We start from the raw sequence: 11,829 nt of genomic DNA on the forward strand, positions 1-11,829 counted from the left end.
CTGGCACGACGAGGAGGACAGCACCGAGGAGCCGGACTTCATTGTGGAGGTACGGCCCCGGTCGGACTTCGACGCAGCGTGACGAATCCGAGCCGGATCCGCGTTCCGGATACAGGCCCGGGGACAGCAGATGGGTGGATCAAGGAAACCGGGCCTGCGCCGGTGCCCGCTCTTGCCGGTTTACCGTGTCGCGCATGACGACTTTGATCATCGGCGGCAGCGGCTTCCTGGGGGCCGAGCTGATCCGCCAGGCCAGAGCGGCCGGGCACCCCACGGCCGCGACGTACCACGCGACCAAGCCTGACGACGCCTCCCAGGCCCTGTGGTACCGCCTTGATCTGCGGGACGCGGGACGTCTGGACGCCGTCATGGCCGAAGTAAGTCCCCATCTCGTCATCAATGCATCCAGCCACAAGGCCGACTGGGCAGTTGCGGCGGAGGGCCCCATCCGGCTCGCGATGGCCGCGGCGAAGCATGGCAGCCGCCTGGTCCACGTCTCCAGCGATGCAGTGTTCTCCGGCGCCCAAGTCCACTACGACGAGACCTGCCTCCCTGACCCCGTCACCCCGTACGGGGCAGCGAAAGCGGCGGCGGAGACCGGAGTTCTCACCGTGCATCCGAAGGCCGTTGTCGCCCGCACCTCACTGATCATCGGCCACGGGCGTTCCGTACATGAGCACACCGTGCACGAACTCGCCGCCGGCACCCGTGACGGCGTCCTGTTCACCGACGACATCCGCTGCCCAGTACTCGTCGAAGACCTGGCCGCCGCCCTTCTGGAGCTGGCCTCGTGCGACGCGTCCGGCATCCACCATCTCGCAGGGCCCGACGCCCTGAGCCGTCACGAGCTCGGCATTCTCATCGCCCGGCGCGACGGGCTCGACGCCTCACGGCTGCCCACGGGCCTGAGGGCCCACAGCACACTGCCCGGCGCCCTCGACGTGCGCCTCGACAGCCAGGCGACCCAACGCAAACTGACCACTACACTGCGCGGTGCTCGCCAGCTCTGCACCGCACCGATGACCGCCCGGCCGGTCGGCCCATGAGCGAGCGCCCCCGCCAGAACCCGGCCACATCGGCCCGGACACACCGACCGACTCCCGCGTGCTGCCGCCCGCCCTGGAACTGCCACCCGGGCATTTCGGCCAGGACACCTCAGTGGCCGGCGCCACCGTCCCGGCCCATCTCTCCGAGCACGCGGAAGTCCATGGCGCTCCTCATGCGGCCCGTCGAGGGCCGGATCGGTCATCGCAAACGCGCCTGCGCCAGATCGGCAGTGGTCCCGCGCCTTATCTGCCGCGCGCATTCACAGGGGTGTGCCGTCGCAGTCCACGTAGCCGTCGGGGCCGAGGTGGGGTTCGAAGCAGCCAGCGTGCGCCGCTTCGGGATCGTACGGTTCGTCGCCCGGGGTAGCGTGCCGGGCAAGGAAGGCGGCGGCGTGCGCAGCGGCCTCGGTCCGGCTTCCATACGGTTCCTCGGCCCGACCGCTGGTGCCGTTGCCTCCGGTGGCCTCCCAGATGAACCCTTCCTCGTTGGGGAGTTGGATGATCTCGGCGAGGCCCCCGCCAAGCCGCAACTCGAAGGGTTCACCTTCGCCACTGGTGTCTTCGGGCTTGCGCACGGCGCCGGGCCAGCGCAGCCTCGCGGCTTGCTTGGTGATCCCCCAGGCCGCCCCGAGCTGGGCGTAGCTTGCTCCGGTGCCGCCGGCGGTGCGTGCCGCGCTGTCGGCAAGCCGCCTGGCGATGCCCTCGATCTCGTGAAGGGCGTACAGGTAGGCGAGTTGCCAGTCCGGCGAGAGAGCAATGCCGTTGGGGGCTTCCTGGCCGTTGGCGCGGTAGGCGGACTCCCGCGTGGAAATCGCGCGAGCCAGATCGCGGGCGGCCTCCGCCACCTGGTCTTGGAGGTGCAGGACCTCGTCGTCGACGGGCTCCCGATAGGGGGGCTCCTGCAGAGTCATGACGTCACGCCAGAAGTCGTCCAAACTGGATTCCATAGCGACAAGAATACTTGTCGCAAGACGTGGTGACAAGTTAGCTTGTCGATGCTCGTGCGCCCTTGGTACTTCCGGATCCGGCCCCGGCTCACCAGGCCCAACACTGAGGGCATGACGACCTCCACTCCGGCGCTGAAAGAAGTCGCCCACGCGACCGTCCTCGAAACCGACGATCGCGACCTGCTGCTCCGCTACACAAGAGCGGCGGCTGCTGGGCCACACCGGCGACGCAGTGAAGGAAGGAGAGCCCGACACCACCTCCGCGCACCGCGAGATACGCAAAGATGCGGGGCCGGGCGTCACGTTCTTCTGCCGGTGGCGCGGCCGCCTCAGGTGACGCGTGCAGCTGCGTCAGCGCGGAGCAGGCCGGGGCGGTGGCTCTCTTCACCGGATTTGTGGACGGAAGCCACCTCGGTAATCCGCTTGATGCGCAGTCGGGTGGACGTGGCAGGCTTGCGCGGTGATTGTCGACCTGGCCCCCAGTTATCTGACCTGGGACGACGTGGACCCCGCGCGTCATCCCTTCGACAGGGCTTCGGTGCCGCAGGTCGTGCGGTCGCTCGGGCCCGCCCAGAGGGTCCCTCGCCGCCCAGACTTGCCGCTGGCTGACCCGGCGATGAGCGCATGGAGCCGGGACACGGGCCGACCTTGGGCCGACGCGATGTCGCACGCCCTCGCCGAGCACTACGGCCGCTGGACCTGGGGCTGGCGCTGGGCGCACGACGAAGGGGACTTCGACGGAGGACCGGTGGGGAACTGGTGCTGCCCCAGGGACTCGATCACCACCCCGGAGGAGACCCTCGCCCGTGTCGCCGCGGCGCTGTGCGAGTGGCGCGAGTGGCTGGAGAGCCTCGCCAAGTGGTTCAAGGCCTATCCGCTGGATCTGGCCGACGTCGAGGATCAGCGAAGCCTGTGGGAACGCGCCGCCCGGAACCTGATCGGGCAGGTAATCGAGCGCACCGACTGCGGCAGCGGCTGGTACGGACACTGTCATCAAGTGCTCACTTGGTTCCTCAGCCGCTGGAGCGTCCCACCTCAGCGGGCGGAGAAGCTGGTGGAGCAGGCCATCGGCGGACGGTTCCAGAGCTGGACCGGCCCCGACCCGGAGCTGGTCGACGACGTCGCGGAGCGGCTGGCCCTCTCGCTGCGGCCGGGCGACGCCGCACGATCCACCGGGCCCGCGCCGGACCACCTGCGCCGCTGGCTCGCCGTGCGCGAGACCGTGCCGTGGCACGAAGCCCCCGACGGCGGCGGCGACGAACCAGTGACCCCGTCGCACGACGGCGCGGCGGAGGACATCCGCACCTTCGACCGCGCCATAGACCCCGCCCGCGCGCAAGGACTGCTCGTCGCCCTGGAGCTACTGCGGGCCGACGCGGCACGCGGCGCCCGGCTCGACTTCCAGCTGCTCCAGCGCTGGCAGTACCACGTCCTGGGCACACCGCAGCCGCCGCCGTTCCGCGACCAGCCGGCCTTCGCCAAGGACGGCCGGGAACGCTACGGCATCGGCCCGGACACCCGCACTCGCCTCGACGCCTGCCTGGCCCAGAGCACACAGGACGCCGGAAGGCCCCTTCCCCTGACCGCCCGGGCCGCACGTGCCTATCTCGACGTCTGCTTCTTCCACCCCTTCGACGACGGCAACGCCCGCTCCGCCTTCCTCACCCTCATCTTCGTCCTCGCCCGCGAAGGCGTCACGCTCGACGACGTCAGCCTGCTGCGCCGCGTCTCCTTTCAGGCCGACGACCCCCAGGACGCGCTGACCCTCACCCGCTACATCGACATCCATCTCAGGGACACCCGAGCAACACTCCGCCTAGCGAGGGGTCGACACATGACTGAGTGACTATTGGATGCTCCAGCGGTGTGGGTGGTGGGGTGCTTCGGGGCAGGCGAAGATGTTGAGTTCGCCCCATCGGCCTACGGTGATCCGGGTCGGCCGGGCGGACTGGTACGGGGGCAGGTCCTGTTCTTCCAGCGGCTTCCAGCTGCCGCTGCCGCCGTCCCATTCCGTGCTGTCGATGGTCAGCAGTAGGTGCATCGGGGTTGCACAGGTCGCGCAGTTCATGGGGGACGGGTCAGTGGCGTGCCAGGAGGCGAAACCGCCGACGCGCCAGCCTGGTGGGATGGACAGGTCGTACTGGTAGCCCACTGCCGCCGCGGTGTTTTCGTCCGCCGACTGCTCAGCCTCCTCCAGGGCTTCTTCCCAGGCATCGATCCGTGCGCACAGATCCTCCGGGAGCAGGCCCGCGAACGGGTAGGTGGCCACCTGCTCCGGGTGCAGCATGCACGGCTCAGGCACGTACCCTTCGTAGCCGACGACCTGCGGCTGTGGCGGTGAAGTCTGCACTTCGGTCACCTCCCACGACCGGCGCCAGCGTAGGTCGAGCAGCATGCCGTGGCCGCTCGGGCCGTGCGCGTCAAAGGGACACCAGAAGACCTGGAGCAGATCACAGTCGTCCGGCCCGGCCGGCAAGTCGGGTATGTCCCTCTGGCACAGCTGCGCAAGACCGATCAGTGGCAGCGGATCGGTCGCAGCAGTCTCTCGAACGCGGTGTTCTTTGCCTAGTTCTTCCAGCAGCTGCCGCTCCTCGTCCGTGGGGCCGGGGTTCGGTTCACGGAGCCATGCAGCGGCCAGGATCTGCCGCTGCCGGTGGATGTCCGCCGGGCGCCGGCCACGCGCATGGCTGTGGGGCTCGGTGCACACCGGCCAGGGTTCGTCCGCCGGCCACAGCAGTGGACCACCCACGGAACTGGCCGTCACCTCCGGTCGGCCCGGGCGCGGGTGGAGCCGGGTCGTGGTACCCCGGTAGTTCGCCAGCTCTGGGAAGAGCGCCTCGACATCGAGCGGGCGCGGCGGTGTGGTCCTCGACATGCACGTGATCTTAGAAACCTCCAGCATGGCTGGTGCTGATCGTGGCCTGCGCAGCCGGGGAAGGAGGAGGACTGGTACCGGAGGGATGCCTTACGGAGGCACACCAGGTCCTTTCTGTTGGGCCTGTTGGCGAGCCACAACACGGGAATATCTCAGCTGACGCCAACTGGCGTGCGACGTCAGCAGTCCTCGCTAGGGCGTGTGGACCATCTCCTACTCAGCCCCCAACAGCGGCGCCAGCATCTCCACGCCGATCACCACGGTCTACCAGTAGTCCGCTGGCAGAGCACTGGCTCGGCGACGGGCTTAAGATCGGCCGCCGAATCGGCTGAAGGCGCGTTCTGATGCGGTGAATTCTCCCGCCCAAAAAGCGCTCCCGGGACGGGTATGGCACCGTGGACTCAGGCGGGTCCGCCACTCCCCCCGTGGTGGCGGACCACGCCTTTCTACGTGGCCGACGGCTCCGGCTCCGGCGAGGGGGCCTCCTTGAGGACCTGCCGCAGATCGGTGTACATCCTCAGCCGCACCCCGGGCTGCCCGGGATCCCGGATGGTGCGTTCGGCAGTCGAGGTCCCCCAGGTTCGGGCGATCGCCTCCTGGAAGGCGAGGACGGTGTCATCGTCTAAGCCCGCCACGTCGATGACGAGCAGGCCGGGCTCGGACAGGTGCGCTTCTCGGATCGGGTCCACGTCTGTCAGTACGTGTTCGTGGACGGCCGGGGTTCTGTTCAGACTCCGGATTCACCTGGCCGGGTGAGTTGTCAGTGGCGACGCCTACCGTTCCCAATATGACCAGTTCGCCGAACCCCCCTGACCGTGCATGGGTGTTGGAGGCCGCCATCAGGACAGCGCCGGCCGCCGATCCTCAATGGCAGGAACAACTCGACAGGCTCCGCCAAATCGCGTCGTACGACCCGGAGACCCCAGACGTGGCATGCCCATCTCGGTGCGCTCGACCTGGCGGGCGTGCATCTGCTGCAGACCCTCTTCGACGCCGCGCGCGTCCACGGCACCGAGGTGCGCCTCACGCCCGTGGCGGTCCCGGCGTACTGGGACGGCCCCGCCTTCACCACCTCCCCGGACGTTGCCGTTGTGCTGGAGGCTCCGGCTGATCGTGGTCGGCCGCTTGGGCAGCTTCCTCTGGCCTGACGGGGCGCCGGGTGAGGACTTCGAGCATGTTGTCGGCGACCTGCGGGTAGTCGGCGCGGGCGCGACGCTGGGGATGCCCACCATCCCATGGTCTGTCGCGCTTATGTCACACGACGTCCACGCGCGTCGTCTGGGCGATCGCCTCGGTCCCACTGCCGGGCTGACGGGGGACGGGAGCTGATGGCGAGGGCGGCGGGGTAGAGCACTTGCCGCCCGTAGCGGGCGCGGGCGCGATCGGCGACGGCTTCGATCACGAGGGGTTTATCGTCTCCCGCGTCGAGGGTGAGCTGCCGGGCGGCCCGGTCGGCGGGGCGAAGGACGTCGGCGCGCAGCGCGATGCTGCGGACCCGGGCGCGCTGGAGGCCGAGGGAGTCGTACACCGCGTAAGCGGCGCGGGCCAGGAGGACGGTGTGCTGGGTGGCTTCGGGCAGGGTCCGGCTACGGCGGGTGGCGCTCAGGTCGGCGTAGCGGATCGTGCAGGTCACGCCCGTGGCGATCTGGCCGGAGGCGCGCAGGCGTGCACCGAGGTCGTCGGCGAGGGCGAGCAGGGCGCGTCGGTGTTCGGCGGGGTCGAGTTCGTCCCGGGGGAAGCGGTGTTCCGTGCTCAGGCTCGCCGGGGCTGGGGTGGGATCGACGACGGTGGTGTCGTGGCCGCGGGCGTGTTCGTGGAGAGCGCGGCCGGCGCGGGCACCGAGGAGGCGCTGCAGGGTCTGCTGAGGGACGTCGGCGACGTCGCCGACGGTGTGCAGGCCGTACTCGCCCAGCAGTGCGGCGGTTTTCCCGCCTACGCCGGGAAGTTCCCGCACAGGCCGCGGCCGGAGAAAGGCCGAGATCGCCTCGGGGGAGTCGTCGATGACGGTGCGCCGCCCGAGCGGCGTGAGGGCGCAGGCCATGGCGGCGAGCATCGGAGTTCCGGCCACGCCCGCGGAACTGCGCACCCCGAAGTAGGCGAGCGCCCGGAGCTGGACGAGTTCGGTGATGCCGCGGGCATCGCGCTGCCACCATCGGGTCGCCCCGGTGAGGTCGACAAGGGCACCGTCCTCGAGCAACTGCGCGCGTGGCGTGAAGTCCTCCAGCAAGCGGCGCAGCCGCTCGGGGAGTTCGGCGTCGGCGTCGGGCGGCAGGTCGAAGGAGAGGCGGAGGATACGGCGGCCGCTCATCATGATCACCCTGCGCTTCCCTGGCTTCGGTGGCCGAGCCGGCGCAGGTCCGCGGAGCGGGTCCCGGCGGGCTGGAGATCGGCATAGGGTTGAAGCCGAGCCCCGGCCGTGCCGTCGGCAAGCGTGCGCTGGGGCGTGGCCGGCTGGGCGGGGGTGGGGGCCGGGCTGGTGCGGCCGAGGAGGTCGAGGGCGGCCTGGGGTCCGTGGTCGCGGCGGGCGGCGGCCACCTCATCCAGGTCCCAGGCCATCTCGCCGACGATGGTGCGGCGCGGGCCGCGGGCCTCCACCTGGCCGCGTACGAGCAGCAGCCCGGAGTGGAACACGGTGTGCGCGACGTGCTCGTGGGAGTCCTCGAAGAAGGCGATGTCGACGAGGCCGGAGCCGTCTTCCAGGGTGCAGAAGATGATCCGCTTGCCGGACGGGATGGGCGGCGTCTGTGTGGAGGCCCGCACTCCGGCGACCAGCACCTTCTGCCCGGGCACCATGCCGCGCAGGTGGGCGGCGTCGGTCGCGCCGAGCTCGCGCAGCAGCCGGTGGTGGTGCTCCATCAGGTGCTGGCTCACGTCGATGGAGAGGGTGTCGAGTTCGGCGCCGAGCTTGTCGCGGCTGGTCATTTCCGGCAGCCCGCTCGGTCCGGCGGTCACCAGTTCGCCGCCCAGCGGCAGTTGCCCGTCGGTGGCGGTGCGGTTGCGGGACTGCCGGTGCAGTTCGGTGGCCTGCAGCAGCAGGTCCCGGCGGGTCAGGCCGGGGGAGAGGGCGTCGAGGGCGCCGATACGGATCAGGCGCTGGGCGAGCGGCAGGGACGGGCGGGCGCGCAGCCACAGATCTTGCAGGCCGGTGTAGGGCTGGCCGGCGGTCAGGCGGGCGGTCTCTGCCTCGCTGATGCCCTTGACCGTGGAGAACGCCAGGCGCACCCCCCAGCCGTGCCCGGTCTGCTCCACGCTGTGCTGCCCGCGGGAGTGGTTGACGTCGACGGGCAGCACGGCAACGCCGTGGCGGCGGGCGTCGGCGACGATGACCCGACGCGGCCACATGCCCGGATCGTGCTCCAGCAGCCCGGCGTACAGATACGCCGGGAAGTGCGCCTTCAGGTACGCGGACTGCAGGGCGGGGACGGCGAAGGCCACCGCGTGGGCGCGGCAGAAGCCGTACGCGCCGAAGGAGGAGACGGTCTCCCACACCTCGTCCAGCACGTCCTTGGTGTAGCCGCGCTCGCCGGCCGTGCGACGGAACCAGGCCTCGACCTTGGGCAGCCGGTCGGGGTCGGCCAGGGCGCGGCGGGCGACGTCGCCGGCGGCACGGTCGCAGCCGGTCATCTTCGACAGCATGGCGATGATCTGCTCGTGCCAGATGACCACGCCGTAGGTGTCGTTGAGTACCGGCTCCAGGTCGGGGTGCGGGTACGTGGGGGCGGCGCCGTGCCGGGCGGCGATGTACAAGGCGGGCATGCCCCCGGATACGGGGCCGGGGCGGAAGAGGCTGATGTCGGCGACGACGTCCTGCATGTGCCGAGGCTGCAGACGCCCCACCAGGTCCTGCTGACCAGGACTTTCGAGCTGGAAGAGGCCGACGGTGTCCGAGGCCCGGATCATCTCGAAGGCCTGCTGGTCATTCAGGCTGACGTGATCGGGGTTGTCGAGATCGAGCAGGCGTCCGGTTGTGCGGTGGATCTCGGCGACCGCGTACGCCATCGCGGACTGCATGCGCACGCCCAGGACGTCGAGCTTCAGAAGACCGAGATCTTCGACGTCCTCCTTGTCGGCCTGCACTATCGGGTATCCGGCCGGGGTCGGCTGCACCGGCAGCCGGTCCAGCAGTGCCGCGTTCGACAGGATCACTCCGCACGGGTGCATGGCGTAGCCGCGGGGCAGCGCGTCCAGGCCTTCGGCGAGCTCCCACAGCGGTCCGAACTTCCCCGCCTGGGAGGCGAGTTGCCGCAGCTCCGGCAGTTCGGCCAAGGCACCGCGAATGTCCCGGGCGCGCAGGTGCGGAAAGCTCTTGGCGATCTCGCCGACGACCTGCGGCGGAATCCCCAGGGCGAGGCCGGTATCGCGCAGGGCGTGCCGCGCCCGGTAGGTCTCGGGCATGCCGGTGACCGCGGTCCGCTCCCGCCCGAACCGCTTGATGATCGCGTCGTACACCTCCAGCCGCCGCTCGGACTCGACATCGAGGTCGATGTCCGGCAACGACGTACGCCGCTCGCTGAGGAAGCGCTCGAACAACAGCCGGTGTTCGAGAGGGTCGGCCGTGGCGACGAACAGTGCGTGGTTGACCATGGAGCCGGCGCCGGAGCCGCGCGCGGCAACTCGGATCCCCAGCGCCCGGGTGTCCGCGACCACCTGCGCCACGGCCAGGAAGTACCCCTCATAGCCCAACCGGCCAATGACTTCCAGCTCGTAGAGCAGCTGTCGTACGGCACGCTCGTCCGTGTCAAGGCCACGGGCGACCATCCCCGTCTCACACCGCTGCCTCAGCAGCCGCATCGCCGAACCGCGCTCGGGACCGGCGCCGACAACGGCAGGTTCGGGGAAGTGGGGACGCCCGAGCCCGAGATCGACCGGCGTGAGGGTGCACGACTGGCCGGTGGCCTCAGTCTCGGCCAGCAGGCGGACCGCCCGGGCGGAGTCGTCGCCGACCGCCTGGGCGATGCGGTCGGCGGCCGCCGCCATGGCCGCGGGGTCCTTCAGCCAGCGTTCGCCGCCGTCAAGGTGCCGGCGGTCGACGGGACGCAGTAGCCGGGCCGCATCCAGCACGTCGGCCAGCCGGTGCTGGTCGGGGTCGGCGTAGCGGACTGCGTTCGTCAGCACCGTACGGACACCGAGCTGGTCGGCCAGGCCCACGGTGCGCGCGGCCAGCCGCAGCGAGCCCGCGCCGATGCCCTGCCGTCCCAGGTACACGGCTTCCAGCCGCAGCTGCTCTCCGGCGAGTTCCCGCCACGGCGCGAGCAGTTGCTCGGCAACGTCGGGGCGGCCGGCGGACAAGGCCCGCACCGGTTCGGAGGCCGGGCCAAGCAGCACCACCAGGTCCTGGTCGGCGTACGCACGCAAGGTGGGCCAGGACACGACCGGCGCCCCACCGTCGGCCTCGGCGTGCGCGGCGGATACCAGGCGGCACAGCCGCGCCCACCCGGTCGCGTTCTGCGCGAGCAGGGTGATCCGCAGCGGCGGCTCGATCACGTGCGCGCCGCCGCGCACGGGCGTACGCGGCCGTCCGGCGGCCGGGTCGGGCGGAGTGAGCGGTGCGACGGCGACGTCGACACCGAAGACGGGGCGGATACCGGCGGCCGCGGCGGCGGTGGCGAAGCGGACCGTTCCCGCGACGGTGTCCCGGTCGGTCAGCGCGAGCCTCGTCATCCCGCGCTCGGCAGCGCGCTGCACGAGAGCGCTGGGGAGGGAGGCGCCGTAGCGGGCGGAGTAACCGGAGGCGACTCGCAGATGAGTAAATCCACGGCTCGAACCTCCCGACTGTCGTTCGCCCCTCCCTGACCTGTGTCCTCTCCAGGTATCCACCATAACGCTAAATCGCACAAGAGTACGATTAGATGCTTCGACGCTGTTCCGCGCCGCGCAGCGGCCGCAAGGAGCGGGACGGCCTTGATTCAGTGGCCCGGGACGCGCGCATGTGACGTGCGTCTCACTGCCTATCAGCGCCACGCCGAGCACGGCCATGATGATGCTGGCCATCATCTGGTTCTCGGCGCTCGCCGTCGGCTGTGGCCTGGGCAAACTCGGCGTCCTGGTCGGAGTGGAAGCCGAGGATCTTGCCCATGGGGCTGGATGCGTTCACCATCTCTTGTTCGGCGACGCCTTGCTGAAGCTCTCGGGCACAGCCGGCCTCACATCAGCCGGGTCTTCAACGTCCTGGAGGCCGACGGCGCGCTCCGACGGCTCCAGCGGGGCCTGCACCAGCTGAACCCCGCTGAAGTGAGCTGGTCACGAACGCCTGCAAGTACGCCCCGGGCCCCATCCTGCTGCGCCTGCGCCTGGCCGGCGAAGCGCTCGAGGTTGAGGTGTGGGACAGCGACCCTGTCCTGCCGGCGGCGAGCGAGGCGGACCCCCAGCGGGCGGGCCGGCACGGCCTGGAGATCGTCAAAGCCGAGCAGCCGATCTCGCCGTCCTGCGCGAGACGGTCGGCAAGCGCATCATCGCACGCATCCTCCTCAGCCCCGCCTGACACCGGGCGGCGGCGCCCGCCGTGCACCGATGACGCATCCAGGCGCACGCGGGGTGGCGGTGGACGCTACGTGACCGAGGTCGCTACGTCGGTGGTGCCACGATGCCGAGCGGGCCGCGCTCGGCCAGGGAGTGACTGTACGGCGCGGCCAGGGCTACACCCTGCGCGTCAGCGCCGTCCCCTCCTTGCACCGCGCCTCGCCCGCTGCCAGCTCCTCGACGGCGCCCAGGGCGTCCCGGCCAGCGCAAGGCTCGCCACGAGTACGAGAACCGCGTCACAGCGACATTTGAAGGGGAGCGGGGAGTACCCGCAGATCAGGGGCTACTCCGTTGTTTTTTCGGCGAGCACTACTGGGACCCCTCCCCGGCCGCCTCGACCCCTGATGTGAACTTTAAGGAACAGACCGGCCTCCGCCACCAGGAGCCAAGAGATGGCTGAGCGCCGTACGGACAGTGCGGGACGGCGCGGCGCCGCCCCACC

At 70.4% G+C, this 11,829-nt stretch carries 9 protein-coding genes and 1 pseudogene; 5 read left to right on the top strand and 5 right to left on the bottom strand.

Annotated elements, in window-relative coordinates; translation table 11 throughout:
- The first annotated feature begins 194 nt into the window (after positions 1–194).
- A complete protein-coding gene (locus tag LZ604_RS31960) occupies positions 195–1,046 on the top strand; it encodes an SDR family oxidoreductase (protein ID WP_234519469.1) in 852 nt (283 codons plus the stop codon).
- Positions 1,047–1,306: 260 nt separating this feature from the next.
- On the opposite strand, the gene LZ604_RS31965 is transcribed toward LZ604_RS31960, so the two are convergent.
- On the bottom strand, positions 1,307–1,993 hold the full coding sequence (locus tag LZ604_RS31965; RefSeq protein WP_234519471.1) for a hypothetical protein: 687 nt from the start codon (positions 1,991–1,993) through the stop codon (positions 1,307–1,309).
- 460 nt (positions 1,994–2,453) lie between these two features.
- On the opposite strand from LZ604_RS31965, the gene LZ604_RS31970 reads away from it, so the two are divergent.
- The gene (locus LZ604_RS31970; RefSeq protein ID WP_234519474.1) at positions 2,454–3,839 is read left to right on the top strand and encodes a Fic family protein; all 1,386 of its coding nucleotides are present in this window, start codon (positions 2,454–2,456) and stop codon (positions 3,837–3,839) included.
- Here LZ604_RS31970 and LZ604_RS31975 read toward each other — a convergent pair whose 3' ends face one another.
- Together LZ604_RS31975 and LZ604_RS31980 are read right to left on the bottom strand one after the other, a co-directional pair.
- Positions 3,840–4,868, bottom strand: a complete 1,029-nt coding sequence (locus tag LZ604_RS31975; protein ID WP_234519475.1) for a hypothetical protein — start codon at positions 4,866–4,868, stop codon at positions 3,840–3,842.
- A 446-nt stretch (positions 4,869–5,314) separates the two neighbouring features.
- Complete coding sequence (locus LZ604_RS31980) at positions 5,315–5,557, bottom strand: DUF6207 family protein (RefSeq protein WP_234519476.1); 243 nt, start codon at positions 5,555–5,557, stop codon at positions 5,315–5,317.
- Positions 5,558–5,833: 276 nt separating this feature from the next.
- Between LZ604_RS31980 and LZ604_RS31985 the strand changes: the two genes are divergently transcribed.
- Positions 5,834–6,016 carry a hypothetical protein gene (locus LZ604_RS31985; protein ID WP_234519477.1) on the top strand — a complete coding sequence of 61 codons (183 nt, stop codon included), beginning with the start codon at positions 5,834–5,836 and terminating at the stop codon, positions 6,014–6,016.
- A gap of 101 nt (positions 6,017–6,117) precedes the next feature.
- Here the strand turns inward: LZ604_RS31985 and LZ604_RS31990 are convergent, their stop codons facing one another.
- Both LZ604_RS31990 and LZ604_RS31995 read right to left on the bottom strand, forming a co-directional pair.
- Positions 6,118–7,179, bottom strand: coding sequence for a DNA polymerase Y family protein (locus tag LZ604_RS31990; RefSeq protein WP_234519503.1), 1,062 nt, complete (start codon positions 7,177–7,179; stop codon positions 6,118–6,120).
- Between the two features lie 2 nt (positions 7,180–7,181).
- The gene (locus tag LZ604_RS31995) at positions 7,182–10,688 is read right to left on the bottom strand and encodes a DNA polymerase III subunit alpha (protein WP_372482248.1); all 3,507 of its coding nucleotides are present in this window, start codon (positions 10,686–10,688) and stop codon (positions 7,182–7,184) included.
- Between the two features lie 154 nt (positions 10,689–10,842).
- Between LZ604_RS31995 and LZ604_RS32000 the strand changes: the two genes are divergently transcribed.
- Both LZ604_RS32000 and LZ604_RS32005 read left to right on the top strand, forming a co-directional pair.
- Positions 10,843–11,088, top strand: a complete 246-nt coding sequence (locus LZ604_RS32000; protein ID WP_234519478.1) for a hypothetical protein — start codon at positions 10,843–10,845, stop codon at positions 11,086–11,088.
- 10 nt (positions 11,089–11,098) lie between these two features.
- Positions 11,099–11,349: pseudogene (locus LZ604_RS32005) on the top strand (ATP-binding protein); the annotation flags it as partial.
- Positions 11,350–11,829 lie beyond the last annotated feature (480 nt).

Source organism: Streptomyces glomeratus (assembly GCF_021462825.1).
GTDB classification, from domain to species: domain Bacteria; phylum Actinomycetota; class Actinomycetes; order Streptomycetales; family Streptomycetaceae; genus Streptomyces; species Streptomyces glomeratus.